At 72.5% G+C, this 15746-nt stretch carries 15 protein-coding genes; 5 read left to right on the forward strand and 10 right to left on the reverse strand.

The features are described from left to right. Window positions 1-3: 3 nt before the first annotated feature. From H7344_RS15705 to thpR, 4 genes are read right to left on the reverse strand one after another with little or no spacing between them, the layout of a single operon-like run. Window positions 4-1401, reverse strand: coding sequence for an NAD(P)(+) transhydrogenase (Re/Si-specific) subunit beta (locus H7344_RS15705; protein ID WP_229706979.1), 1398 nt, complete (start codon window positions 1399-1401; stop codon window positions 4-6). Next, a complete protein-coding gene (locus H7344_RS15710) occupies window positions 1398-1706 on the reverse strand; it encodes an NAD(P) transhydrogenase subunit alpha (RefSeq protein ID WP_186346945.1) in 309 nt (102 codons plus the stop codon). The genes H7344_RS15705 and H7344_RS15710 overlap by 4 nt, the downstream gene beginning before the upstream one ends. Beyond that, window positions 1703-2827 carry an NAD(P) transhydrogenase subunit alpha gene (locus H7344_RS15715; RefSeq protein WP_186346946.1) on the reverse strand — a complete coding sequence of 375 codons (1125 nt, stop codon included), beginning with the start codon at window positions 2825-2827 and terminating at the stop codon, window positions 1703-1705. The genes H7344_RS15710 and H7344_RS15715 overlap by 4 nt, the downstream gene beginning before the upstream one ends. A gap of 24 nt (window positions 2828-2851) precedes the next feature. Beyond that, window positions 2852-3430 (reverse strand): RNA 2',3'-cyclic phosphodiesterase, encoded by a 579-nt coding sequence (gene thpR, locus H7344_RS15720; RefSeq protein WP_186346947.1) that lies wholly within the window; start codon window positions 3428-3430, stop codon window positions 2852-2854. Window positions 3431-3486: 56 nt separating this feature from the next. Between thpR and H7344_RS15725 the strand changes: the two genes are divergently transcribed. Then, window positions 3487-4221, forward strand: coding sequence for a GTP pyrophosphokinase (locus H7344_RS15725; RefSeq protein WP_229706980.1), 735 nt, complete (start codon window positions 3487-3489; stop codon window positions 4219-4221). A 6-nt stretch (window positions 4222-4227) separates the two neighbouring features. On the opposite strand, the gene H7344_RS15730 is transcribed toward H7344_RS15725, so the two are convergent. Both H7344_RS15730 and H7344_RS15735 read right to left on the reverse strand, forming a co-directional pair. Then, entirely contained in the window at window positions 4228-4539 is a 312-nt protein-coding gene (locus tag H7344_RS15730; RefSeq protein ID WP_186346948.1) for a GNAT family N-acetyltransferase, read from the reverse strand. 66 nt (window positions 4540-4605) lie between these two features. Further along, on the reverse strand, window positions 4606-5751 hold the full coding sequence (locus H7344_RS15735; protein WP_186346949.1) for an acyl-CoA dehydrogenase family protein: 1146 nt from the start codon (window positions 5749-5751) through the stop codon (window positions 4606-4608). Window positions 5752-5902: 151 nt separating this feature from the next. Here H7344_RS15735 and glgX point away from each other — a divergent pair, with 151 nt between their 5' ends. Genes glgX through treZ form a run of 3 tightly spaced genes read left to right on the forward strand, consistent with a single transcriptional unit; the run spans window position 5903 to window position 12277 of the window. After that, the gene (glgX, locus tag H7344_RS15740) at window positions 5903-8104 is read left to right on the forward strand and encodes a glycogen debranching protein GlgX (RefSeq protein WP_186346950.1); all 2202 of its coding nucleotides are present in this window, start codon (window positions 5903-5905) and stop codon (window positions 8102-8104) included. 2 nt (window positions 8105-8106) lie between these two features. Beyond that, on the forward strand, window positions 8107-10515 hold the full coding sequence (treY, locus tag H7344_RS15745; protein ID WP_186346951.1) for a malto-oligosyltrehalose synthase: 2409 nt from the start codon (window positions 8107-8109) through the stop codon (window positions 10513-10515). A 1-nt stretch (window position 10516) separates the two neighbouring features. Further along, window positions 10517-12277 carry a malto-oligosyltrehalose trehalohydrolase gene (treZ, locus tag H7344_RS15750; protein ID WP_186346952.1) on the forward strand — a complete coding sequence of 587 codons (1761 nt, stop codon included), beginning with the start codon at window positions 10517-10519 and terminating at the stop codon, window positions 12275-12277. Between the two features lie 6 nt (window positions 12278-12283). Here the strand turns inward: treZ and H7344_RS15755 are convergent, their stop codons facing one another. Genes H7344_RS15755 through H7344_RS15765 form a run of 3 tightly spaced genes read right to left on the reverse strand, consistent with a single transcriptional unit; the run spans window position 12284 to window position 14483 of the window. Beyond that, window positions 12284-12976, reverse strand: a complete 693-nt coding sequence (locus H7344_RS15755; RefSeq protein WP_186346953.1) for an NAD-dependent deacylase — start codon at window positions 12974-12976, stop codon at window positions 12284-12286. A 53-nt stretch (window positions 12977-13029) separates the two neighbouring features. Further along, window positions 13030-13542: a DUF4333 domain-containing protein gene (locus H7344_RS15760; protein WP_186346954.1), complete on the reverse strand. Its 513-nt coding sequence runs from the start codon at window positions 13540-13542 to the stop codon at window positions 13030-13032. Between the two features lie 23 nt (window positions 13543-13565). Next, window positions 13566-14483 carry a 1,4-dihydroxy-2-naphthoyl-CoA synthase gene (locus H7344_RS15765; RefSeq protein WP_186346955.1) on the reverse strand — a complete coding sequence of 306 codons (918 nt, stop codon included), beginning with the start codon at window positions 14481-14483 and terminating at the stop codon, window positions 13566-13568. Between the two features lie 71 nt (window positions 14484-14554). On the opposite strand from H7344_RS15765, the gene H7344_RS15770 reads away from it, so the two are divergent. Beyond that, window positions 14555-15007 carry a nitroreductase family deazaflavin-dependent oxidoreductase gene (locus H7344_RS15770; protein WP_186346956.1) on the forward strand — a complete coding sequence of 151 codons (453 nt, stop codon included), beginning with the start codon at window positions 14555-14557 and terminating at the stop codon, window positions 15005-15007. Window positions 15008-15129: 122 nt separating this feature from the next. Here the strand turns inward: H7344_RS15770 and H7344_RS15775 are convergent, their stop codons facing one another. Beyond that, the gene (locus tag H7344_RS15775) at window positions 15130-15741 is read right to left on the reverse strand and encodes an ACT domain-containing protein (RefSeq protein ID WP_186346957.1); all 612 of its coding nucleotides are present in this window, start codon (window positions 15739-15741) and stop codon (window positions 15130-15132) included. Between the last annotated feature and the right edge of the window lie 5 nt (window positions 15742-15746).

Consider the following 15746-nt stretch of genomic DNA (forward strand, 5'->3'; position numbering starts at 1 on the left):
CGGCTAGAGCGACTTGACCGCCGCCAGCAGCTTGGCGAGCGACTCCTTGGCGTCGCCGAAGAGCAGCGTGGTGCGGGGGTCGAAGAGCAGCTCGTTCTCGATGCCGGCGAAGCCGGGGCGCATCGACCGCTTGAGGAAGACCACCTGCCGGGCCCGGTCGACGTCGAGGATCGGCATGCCGTAGATCGGCGCCGACGGGGTCGTGCGTGCGGCCGGGTTGACGACGTCGTTCGCGCCGACGACCAGCACGACGTCGGTGTGCGGCAGCTCGGGGTTGATGTCGTCCATCTCGACCAGCTGGTCGTAGGGCACCTGCGCCTCGGCGAGCAGCACGTTCATGTGGCCGGGCATCCGCCCGGCCACGGGGTGGATCGCGTAGTCGACCCGCGCCCCGCGCGCGGCCAGGACCTCGACGAGCTCGCGGAGCGTGTGCTGGGCCTGGGCCACCGCGAGCCCGTAGCCGGGCACGACGACGACCCGCTCGGCGTACCCCAGCAGGATCGCGACGTCCTCCGGCCCGGCGCTGCGCACCGGTCGGTCGGAGGCCTCACCGGCGCCGAGGGTCGACCCGCCGCGCAGCGCGCCGAAGAGGATGTGGGCGACCGAGCGGCCCATCGCACGAGCCATGAGCAGGGTCAGGAACGTGCCGGCCGCGCCGACCAGCGTGCCTGCGACGAGCAGCACGACGTTGCCGAGCACGTAGCCGCCGGCGGCGACCGTGAGGCCGGTGAGCGCGTTGAGCAGCGAGATGACGATGGGTACGTCGGCGCCGCCGACCGGCAGCACGAGCAGGACGCCCACCGCCAGCCCGACGAGGGCCAGCGCGACCGCCCAGCCGACCGCGACCTCCGCGACGACCAGCCCGGCGAGCACCAGCGCCGCCAGCAGGGCCGCGCCGGCAGCCAGCGGCAGGCCGGGGAACACCACCGGCCGCGAGGTCATCAGCTCCTGGAGCTTGGCGAAGGTGACGACCGAACCCGCGAACGACACCGCGCCGACCGCCACCGTGAACGCGGTCGCGCCCACGTCGAAGGCCGGTGTCCCCGGGCCGAGGTGGTCGAGCTCGAGCAGCGCGACCAGCGCGGCGGCACCGCCGCCCACGCCGTTGAAGAGCGCGACCAGCTGCGGCATCTGCGTCATCTGCACCCGCTGCGCGCCGAGCGCACCCACCACGCTGCCGACGGCGATCGCGACGAGGATCAGTGCGACGTGGTCGAGGTCGAGGTAGGTGAACGGCACGGCCACCGCGACGACGGCGGCCGTGGCGCCGACGAGGTTGCCCACCCGGGCGGTGCGCGGGCCGGCCAGGCCCTTGAGCGCGAGGACGAAGCAGACCGCGCAGGCGAGGTAGACCAGCTGCACCCACGTGGGGGCCAGGGTGGAGGTCACGGTGGGGGTCACGAGCCGTCACCCCGCGGGCGGCGGGCCGGCTTGCGGGAGAACATCTGCAGCATCCGGTCGGTCACCACGAACCCGCCGACCATGTTGACGGTGGCCAGCACCGTGGCGACCAGGCCGACGACGAGGGTCAGCGTCGAGTCGGCGGTGCCGGTGACGAGCACGGCGCCGAGCAGGATGATCCCGTGGATGGCGTTCGCGCCGGACATGAGCGGGGTGTGCAGCGTCGAGGAGACCTTGGAGATCACCTCGACGCCGACGAAGACGGACAGCACGAAGATCGTCAGCCAGACGACGGCCTCGCTCATCGGACCCCCTCCAGCAGCTCGCGGGTCGGCGCGTGCCGCACGACGCCGTCGTGGGTGACGCAGCAGGCGTCGAGGACCTCGTCGTCGAGGTCGGGCTCGAGGGTGCCGTCGGCGGTGAGCAGCTGGACGAGGCTGACGACGTTCTGGGCGTAGAGCCGCGAGGCCGGGCCCGGCATCTGCGCCGGCACGTTGCGCCCGCCCCAGACCTGCGCGTGCCCGATGCGGACCACCTCGCCGGGCACCGACCCCTCGACGTTGCCGCCGCTGTCGGCCGCCAGGTCGACGACCACCGACCCGGGCCGCATCGCCTCGACCATCGCCGCCGTCACGAGCACCGGAGCGGTCCGCCCGGGCACCGCGGCGGTCGTGATCAGGCCGTCGGCCGCCGCGACGTACGGCGCCAGCAGCTCGCGCTGCAGCGCGGACCGCTCCTCCGACATCTCCCGGGCGTACCCGCCCGCGCCCTCGAGCGTCGGCAGGTCCAGCTCGATCGCCTGCGCGCCCATCGACCGGATCTCCTCCGCAGCCGCGGCCCGCACGTCGTAGGCCTTGACCACCGCGCCCAGCCGCCGGGCCGTCGCGATCGCCTGCAGCCCCGCGACACCCGCGCCGAGCACGACCACCTGCGCCGGCGGGACCGTGCCGGCGGCGGTCATGTTGAGCGGGAAGAACCTCCGCAGCAACCCAGCGCACACCACCGCGCACCGGTAGCCCGACACCAGCGACTGCGACGACAGCGCGTCCATCGCCTGCGCCCGCGAGATGCGCGGCACGAGTTCCATCGCGTACGCCGTCACGCCCAGGTCGCGCAGGTCCGCCACGAGCGCGAGCTCCTGGCCCGGCGCGAGGAACGAGACCGTCGCCGCGCCCCGCCGCAGCCGGCGGGCGCTCGCCACGTCGAGCGGCTGGACCGCGAGCACCAGGTCGGCCTCCTCGAGCGCCCGCTCGTCGAGGGCGGCGCCGGCGGCGGCGTACTCCTCGTCGGCGTGGAGCGCCCCGAGGCCGGCGCCCGGCTCGACGAGCACCTCGTGGCCGGCGGAGACCAGGGCGGGCACGAGGTCGGGCACGAGCGCGACCCGTGTCTCGCCCTCCCGCGTCTCGCGGACCACCGCGACCCTCACGTGACCTGCCTCACGCTGGGCAACCTAGCCCAGCTCGACCCCCGCGAGCGGGAGCTCGGCGAGCGGTTCGTACCGCGGCCGGCGGCGCGGCCCCTCACCGAGGTACGAAGCGAGGAGCGTGACCCGGTCCGCGGTCCAGGTCGGGCCGGCGTACGCGTCGAGCAGCCGCACCCACCGCGTCGCCTCCGCCGGCCGGCCGAGCCGCGCCACGGTCACGTGCGGGCGGAACCGCTGCCCGTCGACCTCCACCCCGCTCCGGCTGGCCGCCGCGCGGCACCCCGTCGCGAGCCGCTCGAGCTCGACCGCGCCGGCCTCGTCGGTCTCGAGGCCGGCCCACAGCACCCGCGCGCGGGCGACGTCGGGGAACGCGCCGCCGCCCGCCACCCGCACCCCGAAGGGAGTACGCCGCCGGGCGGCCGTCCCCACCCGCTCCACCAGCTCGTCGAGCGAGCGGTCCGCGACGTCGGCGTAGAAGGCGAGCGTCAGGTGGAGCTGCTCGGCCGCGGCCCAGCGGAACGCACCCGCCTCCCGACGCGGCGCCAGGAACTCGTCGAGGTGCTCGACGGCATCCTCCGGCGGCACGAGGGCGGCGAACAGGCGCACACTGCGACCCTAGGCCGATCTCGGTCCGCCCTCCCCCTCCGCGTACGTTGTGGGGCGTGAACGAGGGGGACTGGGACGACGTCGTCCGGCGGTTCCTGCTCGAGCACCGCTTCGGCATGGACGAGGTCGTCACCAAGCTGTCGATCCTGCGCGACGAGTTCGCCCACCTGCACGACTACAACCCGATCGAGGCGGTCAGCTCGCGGCTGAAGTCGCCCGAGAGCCTGCTGGAGAAGATGGAGCGCCGGGGCATCGAGCTCGACGGCCCCGACCCGCTGTCGCGGGTGCGCGAGGAGATCACCGACGTCGCCGGCGTGCGCGTGACCTGCAGCTTCGTCTCCGACGTCTACCACGTCGTCGACCTGCTCATGGCCCAGCCGGACGTCACGACGCTCGAGCTGCGCGACTACATCGCCAGCCCGAAGCCGAACGGCTACCGCAGCCTGCACGCGCTCGTCGAGGTGCCGGTGTTCCTCTCCGGCGGGTCGGTGCCGGTGGTGGTCGAGGTGCAGTTCCGCACCATCGCGATGGACTTCTGGGCGAGCCTCGAGCACAAGATCTACTACAAGTACCGTCGCGACGTCCCCGCCGACCTCCTCGCCGGCCTCAAGGAGGCCGCGGACACGGCGTACGCCCTCGACGCCACGATGGAGCGGCTGCACCAGGAGGTCCGCGGGCTCGACCCGCTCGACGACGGCGTCGTGCAGTCGCTGCGCGGCGCGCCCGGCTCGGTGCCGGCCTCCGAGCTCATCGACTCGCTGCGCCGGCTCGGCTCCCCGCCCGACGCCTGAGCCCGGTCAGTCGACGGCGGTCGAGCGCGGGGCGCCGTACATCAGGCCGTGGTAGTCAGGGTGTCGGGCCATCCAGCCCTTGATGAAGGGGCAGATCGGCAGCACCTGTCGCACGCCTTCCGCGCGCACGGCGTCGAGCGCTGCGCGCGCCAGCGCGGAACCCACGCCGCGGCCCTCGAAGCGTCGGTCCACCTCGGTGTGGGTGAAGACGATGATCTCGTCGGTGAGCTGGTACTCCGCGAAGCCGGCCGCCTCACCGTCCACCGTGGCTTCGTAGCGGCTCTTCCCCGGGTTGTGCGCGATCGCGACGCCAGTCATGCCCCGAGCGTAGGTGAGGGGCCAGCAGGTGCCGGACCCCTCACCCGACGCCGGTGGGAGAACCGCTCAGAGGCCGAGGTCGCGGCCGATGAGCTCCTTCATGATCTCGTTCGAGCCGGCCCAGATGCGCGAGACGCGAGCGTCGCGCCAGGCACGGGCGACGCGGTACTCGTTCATGAAGCCGTAGCCGCCGTGCAGCTGGACGCAGTGGTCGAGGATCCGGTTCTGGATCTCGGAGGTCCACAGCTTCGCCTTGGCCGCGTCGACGGGGGTCAGCTCGCCCTTGTCGTGCATCTCGACGCAGCGGTCGATGAAGGCCTGGCTGACATCGAGCTGGGTGTCGATGTCGGCCATGAGGAACTTGTTGTGCTGGAAGGTGCCGACCGGGGCGCCGAAGGCGGTGCGCTCCTTGGTGTAGGCCACCGTCTCGTCGAAGATCTGCTTGGCGTGCGCGAGGTTGGAGATCGCGCAGCCGAGCCGCTCCTGCGGGAGCTTCTGCATCATGTGGATGAAGCCCATGTCGAGCTCGCCGACGATGTGGTCGTCGGAGAGGCGGACGTTCTCGAAGAACAGCTCCGCGGTGTCGGACTCGGGCTGGCCGACCTTGTCGAGCTTGCGGCCGCGGCTGAAGCCCTCGGCGGTCGCCGGGATCGCGAACAGCGTGATGCCGCGCGCCTTCTTCTCCGGGCTGGTGCGGACCGCGGTGATGACCAGGTCGGCGGAGTAGCCGTTGGTGATGAAGGTCTTCGAGCCGTTGATGACCCAGTCGTCGCCGTCGCGGACCGCGGTGGTCTTCAGCGCGGCGAGGTCCGAGCCGCCGGAGGGCTCGGTCATGCCGATCGCCAGCAGGATCTCGCCGGAGGCGACGCCGGGCAGCCAGCGCTGCTTCTGCTCCTCGGTGCCGAGCTCGACGAGGTACGGCGCGGTGATGTCGGCGTGGATGCCCCAGCACGACCCCAGCGCGGCGTTGACCTTCGACAGCTCCTCGGCGATGACGGCGTTGAACCGGTAGTCGCCGGCGCCGGCGCCGCCGTGCTCCTCGGGGATCTCCAGGCCCAGGAAGCCCTGCTTGCCGGCCTCGATCCAGAAGTCCCGCGGGATCGCCTTGGCCTCGGCGTGCTCCTCGACGTGGGGGATGACCGACCGCTCGAGGAACTCCCGGACCGAGCCGCGGAACGCCTCGTGGTCCTCGTCGTAGATGTCGCGCTTCATGGCGCTGATCCTACTCGCGGGTAGCACACCCGCAGAGGTGAAGGGTGTCCGGTGGGCGGAGTGGGTAACGGGAGCGCCCGGGGGCAGGTCCTGCGCGCCCGTGGATTCGATCGATCCAAAGTCACCACTCACCGCACCGAAGGGCACCACCATGACCGAGACCACGACCGAGGTCTGGCCCGGCCAGCCGTACCCCCTGGGTGCGACGTTCGACGGCACCGGCACGAACTTCGCCCTGTTCAGCGAGGCCGCCGAGCGCGTCGAGCTCTGCCTCTTCGACGAGGACGGCACCGAGACGCGCATCGACGTCACCGAGGTCGACGCGTTCGTCTGGCACTGCTACCTGCCGTCGGTCCAGCCGGGCCAGCGCTACGGGTACCGCGTGCACGGCCCCTACGACCCCGCCCAGGGCCAGCGCTGCAACCCCAACAAGCTGTTGCTCGACCCCTACGCCAAGGCCACCAGCGGCGACATCGACTGGGACCAGGCGCTCTTCGGCTACGACTTCGGCGACCCGGACTCCCGCAACGACCAGGACTCCGCGGCTCACATGACCAAGGGCGTGGTGATCAACCCGTTCTTCGACTGGGAGGGCGACCGCCCGCTCGGCATCCCCTACAACGAGAGCTTCATCTACGAGGCGCACGTCAAGGGCCTGACCCAGCTGCACCCCGACGTGCCCGAGGCGCAGCGCGGGACGTACGCCGGCCTCGCGCACCCCGCGATCACCGAGCACCTGACCAAGCTCGGCGTGACCGCGATCGAGCTGATGCCGGTGCACCAGTTCGTCCAGGACAGCACGCTGCTGGAGAAGGGGCTGCGCAACTACTGGGGCTACAACACCCTGGGCTTCCTCGCCCCGCACGCCGACTACGCCGCGACGCGCGAACCGGGTCAGCAGGTCCAGGAGTTCAAGTCGATGGTCAAGGCGATGCACGCCGCGGGCATCGAGGTCATCCTCGACGTGGTCTACAACCACACCGCCGAGGGCAACCACATGGGCCCGACCCTGAGCTTCCGCGGCATCGACAACCAGGCGTACTACCGCCTCGTCGACGACGACAAGCGCTACTACATGGACTACACCGGCACCGGCAACAGCCTCAACGTCGGCCACCCGCACTCGCTGCAGCTGATCATGGACTCGCTGCGCTACTGGGTGACCGAGATGCACGTCGACGGGTTCCGCTTCGACCTGGCCTCGACCCTGGCGCGGGAGTTCTACGAGGTCGACCGGCTGGCGACGTTCTTCGAGCTCGTCCAGCAGGACCCGGTCGTCTCCCAGGTCAAGCTGATCGCCGAGCCGTGGGACATCGGCCCCGGCGGCTACCAGGTCGGCGGCTTCCCGCCGCAGTGGACCGAGTGGAACGGCGCCTACCGCGACACGGTCCGCGACTTCTGGCGCGGCGAGCCGGCGCTCGGCGAGTTCGCCAGCCGGCTGGCCGGCTCCTCGGACCTCTACGAGCACTCCGGCCGCCGGCCGTTCGCCAGCATCAACTTCGTCACCGCCCACGACGGGTTCACGCTGCGCGACCTGGTGTCCTACAACGAGAAGCACAACGACTCCAACGGCGAGGACGGCAACGACGGCGAGAGCCACAACCGCTCCTGGAACCACGGCGCGGAGGGCCCGACCGACGACCCGGAGATCCTCACCGCCCGGGCGCGCGAGCAGCGCAACTTCATCGCCACGCTGCTGCTCAGCCAGGGCGTGCCGATGCTGCTGCACGGCGACGAGATGAGCCGCACCCAGGACGGCAACAACAACACCTACGCGCAGGACTCCGAGATCGCCTGGATGCACTGGGACCGCGCCGACACCGCGCTGCTGGAGTTCACCGCCGCGATCTCGCAGCTGCGCCGCGACCACCCGACGTTCCGCCGCAAGCGCTTCTTCACCGGCAACGAGGTGCGCACCGGTGACGGCGAGCGGCTCAACGACATCGTGTGGCTGCACCCCGAGGGGCGGCCGATGGAGGACGGCGACTGGGACCACTCCAACGGGGGCGGCGAGCAGGTCATCGGCATGTACCTCAACGGCGACGGCATCGCCGGCAAGGACGAGCGCGGGCAGCGCATCGTCGACGACCACTTCCTGCTCTACTTCAACGCCGACGGCCCGACCGAGGTGACCCTCCCGCCCGACGAGTACGCCGCCGGCTGGGACGTCGTCGTCGACACCGGCCACGACCCGGGCGCCGACGGCCTGCCCACCGGGCTCGAGCCGGGCGCCACCTTCCCGCTCGAGACGCACAGCATGGTCGTGCTCCGCCAGCACGCCGCACCCGAGGCCGAGGTCGACACGTCCGTCGCGGCGTCGGTCGCCGCGCTGATCGAGAGCGAGCAGGAGTGACCATGGCGGAAGGCACCGGAGGCACGGGGGGCAGGCACCGCGACGCCGGTCCCGCCGACGGCCAGCGGGTGCCGGTCAGCACCTACCGGCTCCAGGTCAGCGAGGACTTCGACCTGTTCGAGGCGGCCCGTCGGCTGCCGTACCTGCGTGACCTCGGCGTCGACTGGGTCTACCTCTCCCCGCTCCTGGCCGCGGAGGAGGGCAGCACCCACGGGTACGACGTCGTGGCGCACGACCGGATCGACCCGGCCCGCGGCGGCGAGGAGGGGCTGGCCGCGCTGTCGGCGGAGGCCCGGCGGCTCGGCATGGGCGTGCTCGTCGACATCGTGCCCAACCACGTCGGCGTCGCGGCGCCCTCGGAGGACACCTGGTGGTGGGACGTCCTCAAGCACGGGCGCGAGTCCGAGCACGCCACGGCGTTCGACATCGAGTGGGCGGCCGGGGACGGCCGGATCCGGATCCCGGTCATCGGCGACGACGACCTCGACGAGTCCGGCACGATCGCGAACCTGCGCGTCGTGGACACCCCCGACGGCGGCGAGCTGCTGTACCACGACAACCACTACCCGGTGGCGCCCGGCACGTGGTCCGAGGGCGACGACGCGAACGACGTCCACGCCCGCCAGCACTACGAGCTCGTGCACTGGCAGGTCGCCGACGAGGGGCTGAACTACCGGCGGTTCTTCGCCGTCAACACCCTCGCCGCAGTCCGCGTGGAGGACCCCGAGGTCTTCGCCGAGTCGCACAAGGAGGTGCGGCGCTGGTTCGAGGAGGGCCTCGTCGACGGCCTCCGAGTCGACCACCCTGACGGCCTGCGCGACCCCAAGCGCTACCTCGACGACCTCGCCGAGCTCACCGGCGGCGCCTACGTGCTCGTCGAGAAGATCCTCGAGCCCGGCGAGGAGCTGCCCGAGACGTGGGCGACCGCCGGCACCACGGGGTACGACGTGCTCGCCCACGTCGACCGTGTCCTCACCGACCCCGCCGCGCAGGAGCCGCTCGACACGCTCGAGGCACGGCTGCGGGGCGGGCCGGTCGACTGGCACCGGATGATTCACGGCACCAAGCGCGAGGTCGCCGACGGCATCCTCAACAGCGAGGTCCGCCGGATCACCCGCGAGGTCCGCCGGATCCTCCCCGCCGGCCCCGACACCACGACCGACCGCGTCGTCGACGCGGTCGCGGAGCTGCTGGCCTGCTTCCCGGTCTACCGCTCCTACCTGCCCGAGGGCCGCGAGCACCTCGACCAGGCCTTCGCGGCCGCGCGAGAGGGACGGCCCGACCTGGCGTCGACGTTCGACGTGCTGCTGCCGGTGCTCAGCGACCCGTGGACCCCGCCGGCCCGCCGCTTCCAGCAGACCAGCGGCATGGTCATGGCCAAGGGCGTCGAGGACTGCGCGTTCTACCGCTACTCCCGGCTCACCTCGCTCAACGAGGTCGGCGGCGACCCGAGCGTCTTCTCGCTCGACCCGGCGACGTTCCACGAGCACATGACCGTCCGCCAGGGCCGCTGGCCGCACGCGATGACGACGCTGTCCACCCACGACACCAAGCGCGGCGAGGACGTCCGCGCGCGGATCACCGCGCTGTCGGAGGTGCCGGCGGAGTGGGAGCGCACGCTCGACCGGCTGCTCGACCTGGTGCCGCTGCCCGACCCGGGCTTCGCGTCGCTGCTGTGGCAGGCCGTGATCGGCGCCTGGCTGCCGTCCGACCCCGACCTCCGCTCCCGCCTCCACGGGTACGCCGAGAAGGCGATGCGCGAGGCCGGCGACCGGACCACCTGGACCGACCCGGACGAGGCGTACGAGGCTGCCGTCCACGCCGCCGTCGACGCCGCCTTCGACCGCGACGACGTCCGCGCCACGATCGAGGACCTCCTCCCGCACGTCGTCGGACCCGGCTGGGTCAACGCGTTGTCGGCGAAGCTGCTGTCGATCACGCTGCCCGGCGTGCCCGACGTCTACCAGGGCAGCGAGCTGTGGGAGCAGTCGCTCGTCGACCCCGACAACCGCCGGCCGGTCGACTTCGACGCCCGCGCGTCCCTGCTCCGCGCTGCCGACTGGTCGCCGCTCGGCGAGGCGCTCGACGACCCCGCCACCGCCAAGCTCCGCGTCGTCACCACGGCGCTCACCCTGCGCCGCGAGCGGCCCGAGCTCTTCGGCTCGTACGCCGCCGTGCCGGCCTCCGGCACCGCGGCCGACCACGTCCTCGCCTACGACCGCGGGGGCGCGATCGCCGTCGTCACCCGCCTGCCCGTCGGCCTGACCGCCCGCGGCGGCTGGGGCGACACCGAGCTCGAGCTCCCGCCCGGCCGCTGGCGCGACGTCGTCGTCGCCGACCGGCCGGCCTCCGCCCGCGTCGCCGACCTGCTCGGCTCCTACCCCGTCGCCCTGCTCGTCCAGGAGGACTGACATGCCCGAGCCCCGCGGCCCGTTCGACCTGTGGGCCCCGAAGCCGTCGCGTGTACGGCTGGCCCTCGGGCCGGCCGACGCCACCGAGGTCGTCGAGATGGTCCGCGGCGACGGCGGCTGGTGGACGCCGGCCGAGCCGGTGCCCGCGGGCGGCGAGGTGGACTACGGCTACCTCGTCGACGACTCCGACACCGTGCTGCCCGACCCGCGCTCGCGCCGCCAGCCGCAGGGCGTCCACGAGCGGTCCCGCACCTACGACCCCACGGCGTACACCTGGGGCGACGGGGCGTGGACCGGCCGGCAGCTGCCCGGGTCGGTGATCTACGAGCTGCACCTCGGCACGTTCACCCCCGAGGGCACGCTCGACGCGGCGATCGGCAGGCTCGAGCACCTGCGCTCGATCGGCGTGGACCTCGTCGAGCTGCTGCCGGTCAACGGCTTCAACGGCACGCACAACTGGGGGTACGACGGCGTGCTGTGGCACACCGTCGCCGAGCAGTACGGCGGGCCGGCGGCGTACCAGCGCTTCGTCGACGCCTGCCACCAGGCCGGCCTCGGCGTCGTGCAGGACGTCGTCTACAACCACCTCGGTCCGAGCGGGAACTACCTGCCCGTCTACGGGCCCTACCTGACCAGCGGCCGCAACACCTGGGGCGACTCGCTCAACCTCGACGGCGAGGGGTCGGCGGAGGTGCGCCGCTACATCCTCGACAACGTGGGGATGTGGCTGCGCGACTACCACGTCGACGCGCTGCGCCTCGACGCCGTGCACGCGCTCGAGGACTCCTCCGAGGTGCACCTGCTCGAGGAGATGGCGGTCGAGGTGGCCGCGCTGTCGGCGCACCTGCGACGGCCGCTGACGCTCATCGCCGAGTCCGACCTCAACGACCCGAAGCTGGTCACGCCGCGCGAGGCCGGTGGCTACGGGCTCGACGCGCAGTGGAGCGACGACTTCCACCACGCGGTGCACGTGGCGCTGACGCGGGAGACGACCGGCTACTACGCCGACTTCGAGCCGCTGTCGGCGCTGGCGAAGGTGTGCGAGAAGGGCTTCTTCCACGACGGGACGTGGTCGTCGTTCCGCGAGAGCGACCACGGCGTGCCGATCGACACCGAGCACATGCCCACGTGGCGGCTCGTCGTCGCCAACCAGAACCACGACCAGATCGGCAACCGCGCCGTCGGCGACCGGATCGCCGAGGTGCTCGACGACGACCAGCTCGCCTGCGCGGCGCTGCTGACGCTCGCCGGCCCGTTCACGCCGATGCTCTTCCAGGGCGAGGACTGGGCCGCGTCGACGCCGTTCCAGTTCTTCACCTCCCACCCCGAGCCGGAGCTCGGCAAGGCGACTGCCGAGGGGCGGATCGCGGAGTTCGCGAAGATGGGTTGGGACCCCTCGGTCGTCCCCGACCCGCAGGACCCCGAGACCTTCCGCCGCTCCAAGCTCGACTGGACCGAGCTCTCGTCCGGTCGGCACGCGGTGCTGCTCGACGTCTACCGCCGGCTGGCCGAGCTGCGGCGCACGGTGCCGGCGCTGACCGACCCCGCGTTCACCTCGGTCTCCTGCACCGCCGACGAGGGCACCCGCGTCTTCACGATGGCGCGCGCCGGCACGCTGATGGCGGTCAACTTCGGCGACGAGGCGGCCGACCTCACCGTCGACCCCGACCTCGCCGTCCTCTTCGCCACCCCCACCGGCGCCGAGCTGCTCCCCGGCGGCGCGCTGTCGCTCCCCCCGCACGTGGGCGTCCTGCTCGGCTGACCGACCTCAGCGCCTGACGAGCACCTCGTCCACCCACGCGGGGACGAGCTCGCCGGCGAGGCCCTGCCGGGTCTCGTCGAAGAGCGTGGTGACCTCGCTGGTCTGGAGGTTCAGCTCGAGGGTGCGGGCGCCGTACGCCGCGGCCTGCTGCACGAAGCCGGCGGCGGGGTAGACCGCGCCGGAGGTGCCGATGGAGACGAAGAGGTCGGCCGCCTCGAGGGCGAGGTAGATCCGGTCCATCTCGTAGGGGATCTCGCCGAACCACACCACGTCCGGCCGCAGGTCCGGCGTCCCGCACCGCGGGCAGGGCGGCAGGTCGACGAGGTCGCGCTCCCAGCGGGAGCGGCCGCGGCAGGACCGGCAGACCGCCGACAGCAGCTCGCCGTGCATGTGGAGGACGCGGCTGGAGCCGGCGCGCTCGTGCAGGTCGTCGATGTTCTGCGTGACGACGAGCAGGTCGTCGCCGAGCGCCTCCTCGAGCCGGGCGAGCGCGTGGTGCGCGGCGTTCGGCTCCACCGCGGCCAGCGCCTTGCGCCGCGCGTCGTAGAACCGGTGCACCACGAACGGCTGGGCGTCGTACGCCTCGGGCGTGGCGACGTCCTCGACCCGGTGCCCCTCCCACAGCCCGTCGGCGTCGCGGAAGGTCGGCACCCCGCTCTCCGCGGAGATCCCGGCTCCGGTCAGGACGACGACCTTCACAGCACTTCCATCTCCATGCGGCGAGTGTGTCACCTGGGGCGGTCCTGCGGTGGTCAACCCACGAGGCGGTACCGGATCCGCACGTCGAGCCCCTCGACCCGGCGCACGGTCGCGGTGAGGTCGGTACGCCGCCCGCCGTCCGGCGGCGTGGCCCGGCAGGCCACCGACTCGCCGACCACGCCGACCAGCTCGGCCTCGCAGGCGACCTCGCCCACGACGTACTCGTCCTCGACCAGCGCGCGCAGCACGGTCCGGGCGACCCGGTCGGCCGGGACGACCGGCGCGGTCTCGAACATCGGGCCCTCGTCGGACTCCTCGGTCACGGTCGCGCGGACCGTCACGACGTCGCGGCGCACCGCCACCCGGCAGTCCTGCGTGGCACCCAGCTCGCCGGAGAGCGGACCGGCGCAACGGACGTCGACGCGGGCGTCGCCAGCCGCCGGGTAGAGCGCCGCCACCTCGTCGGCCAGCGCGTCCGCCGACAGGTCCCCGGTAGCGGTGCCGCCGCAGGCGACCAGCAGCAGCGCCGGGGCCAGCCCGGCGGCACGGAGCAGGGGACGTCGCACGGGCGGCCGGTGCCCGGGTCGGCTCAGTAGTACCAGGGGTAGTCCGACCAGTCCGGCTCGCGCTTCTCGAGGAACTGGTCGCGACCCTCCTGGGCCTCGTCGGTCATGTAGGCCAGGCGGGTGGTCTCGCCGGCGAAGAGCTGCTGACCGACCAGGCCGTCGTCGATGGCGTTGAAGGAGTACTTCAGCATCCGCTGCGCGGTCGGGCTCTTGCCGTTGACGATCCGGCCCCACTCCAGCGCGGTCGCCTCGAGCTCGGCGTGCGGCACGGCGCGGTTGACCGTGCCCATCCGGACGCCGTCCTCGGCGGAGTACTCCTGGCCGAGGAAGAAGATCTCGCGGGCGAGCTTCTGGCCGACCTGGCGGGCGAGGTACGCCGACCCGAACCCGCCGTCGAACGACCCCACGTCGGCGTCGGTCTGCTTGAACCGCGCCTCCTCGGCGCTGGCCAGCGTCAGGTCGCACACCACGTGCAGGCTGTGGCCGCCGCCGGCCGTCCAGCCGGGGACGACGCAGATGACGATCTTCGGCATGAACCGGATCAGCCGCTGCACCTCGAGGATGTGCAGACGACCGAGCTTGGCCTTGTCGACGGTCTCCGCGGTCTCGCCCTCCGCGTACTGATATCCGGCGCGCCCACGGATCCGCTGGTCGCCGCCGGTGCAGAACGCCCACTTCCCGTGCCGCTCGCCGGGGCCGTTGCCGGTGAGCAGCACGCAGCCGACGTCGCTGCTCGTCCGGGCGTGCTCGAGCACCCGCAGCAGCTCGTCGACGGTGTGCGGGCGGAACGCGTTGAGCACGTCGGGGCGGTCGAACGCGACGCGGACGGTGCCGTGCCCCTTCGCCCGGTGGTAGGTCAGGTCGGTCAGGTCCTCGAAGCCGGGGACGACGTCCCACAGCTCGGCGTCGAAGATCTCCGACACCCCGTCGATCGCACTCATGGCGACCGACCCTAGCCGCGGCGCGCCGAGGCCCAGGAAGAGGACCGGGCCGAAATGGGTTCCGGTAGGTCATGGACCTCTTGGACGGTGAGTACGAGCCCAGCCCCAGCGAGTGGGTGCGGAACCAGGTCGAGACCTACGAGCGCACCGGCGGGCGTGAGGCGCACACGCTGATGGACAAGCCGGAGTGGCCGATCGTGGTCATCACCTCGAAGGGCGCGAAGTCCGGCAAGCTGCGCAAGAACCCGGTGATGCGGGTCGAGCACGAGGGGGTGTACGCCGCCGTCGCCTCGAAGGGCGGCGACCCGGAGCACCCCAGCTGGTACGCCAACTTCCTCGCCCACCCCGTCGTGCAGCTCCAGGACGGCCCCGAGCCGGCCCTCTACCGCGCCCGGGTCGCCACCGGCGCCGAGCGCGCGGAGTGGTGGGACCGGTGCGTCGCCCAGTACGCGCCGTACGCGGAGTACCAGGAGAAGACCGACCGCGAGATCCCCGTCTTCCTCCTCGAGCGCGTCGAGGACTGAGGCAGGACCGTCGAGGCTTCCCGGGACCGTCTGTCGGGGTAGTAACGGTCAGAAACGTCCGTGACTACCCCGCTGGAGGACGGATTCGTCCGTTACTACCCCGGTGGTGGGCCGGGCCCGGGTCAGCCGACGCGGGCGATGGTCTGGGCGAGCCCGACGAGGTGGTCGAGCCGGGCCAGCTCGGAGTCGAGGAACTCCGGGCCGCCGCGGCGGCCGATCACGATGATCTCGTTGCCGTCGAGGCGGGTCGCGGCGTAGATCGTCACGTCGTCGCCCTCGACCTCGAGCCGCTCGGTGTGCTCGATCTCGACGAACGGCAGCTCGTCCGGCGCGGCCTCGGTGCGGTGCCGGGTGCCGTGCGCGCGGTGGACCCGGGCGGCCCAGTCGGCGCGGAAGGTCACCGGCAGCAGGTCCACGCAGCGGTCGACGGCCTCGGCGGGCGTCGCGGTCAGCTCCTCGACGGCCTCGAGGTCGAGCACGAGGTTGCCGCCGGCGGCGTACCGGCTGATCCACACCACGCTGACGCCCTCGATCGAGTTGCAGGCCGAGACCACGGAGTCGGGCATCGCCCCGCCGGACATCTCCAGCAGGACGTCGTCCAGCGCCGTCCCGTCGTGGCGCTTCTCGACGATCTCGATCGCCTCGATGTCGCCGCCGGCCTCACCGATCGCGGTCGCCAGCCGCCCCAGCGAACCGGGGACGTCGGGCAGCTCGACGCGCAGCAGGAAGGGCATGGTCG

This window comes from Nocardioides deserti (genome assembly GCF_014266025.1).
In the GTDB taxonomy this organism is placed as follows: domain Bacteria; phylum Actinomycetota; class Actinomycetes; order Propionibacteriales; family Nocardioidaceae; genus Nocardioides; species Nocardioides deserti.

Bases quoted from the DNA above. Each gene is read 5' to 3' on its own strand.
- H7344_RS15775 (WP_186346957.1), bottom strand. From the start codon at position 15,741: ATGCCCTTCCTGCTGCGCGTCGAGCTGCCCGACGTCCCCGGTTCGCTG.
- H7344_RS15730 (WP_186346948.1), bottom strand. From the start codon at position 4,539: ATGACTGGCGTCGCGATCGCGCACAACCCGGGGAAGAGCCGCTACGAA.
- H7344_RS15710 (WP_186346945.1), bottom strand. From the start codon at position 1,706: ATGAGCGAGGCCGTCGTCTGGCTGACGATCTTCGTGCTGTCCGTCTTC.
- glgX (WP_186346950.1), top strand. From the start codon at position 5,903: ATGACCGAGACCACGACCGAGGTCTGGCCCGGCCAGCCGTACCCCCTG.
- H7344_RS15765 (WP_186346955.1), bottom strand. From the start codon at position 14,483: ATGAGTGCGATCGACGGGGTGTCGGAGATCTTCGACGCCGAGCTGTGG.
- H7344_RS15735 (WP_186346949.1), bottom strand. From the start codon at position 5,751: ATGAAGCGCGACATCTACGACGAGGACCACGAGGCGTTCCGCGGCTCG.
- treY (WP_186346951.1), top strand. From the start codon at position 8,107: ATGGCGGAAGGCACCGGAGGCACGGGGGGCAGGCACCGCGACGCCGGT.
- treZ (WP_186346952.1), top strand. From the start codon at position 10,517: ATGCCCGAGCCCCGCGGCCCGTTCGACCTGTGGGCCCCGAAGCCGTCG.
- H7344_RS15770 (WP_186346956.1), top strand. From the start codon at position 14,555: ATGGACCTCTTGGACGGTGAGTACGAGCCCAGCCCCAGCGAGTGGGTG.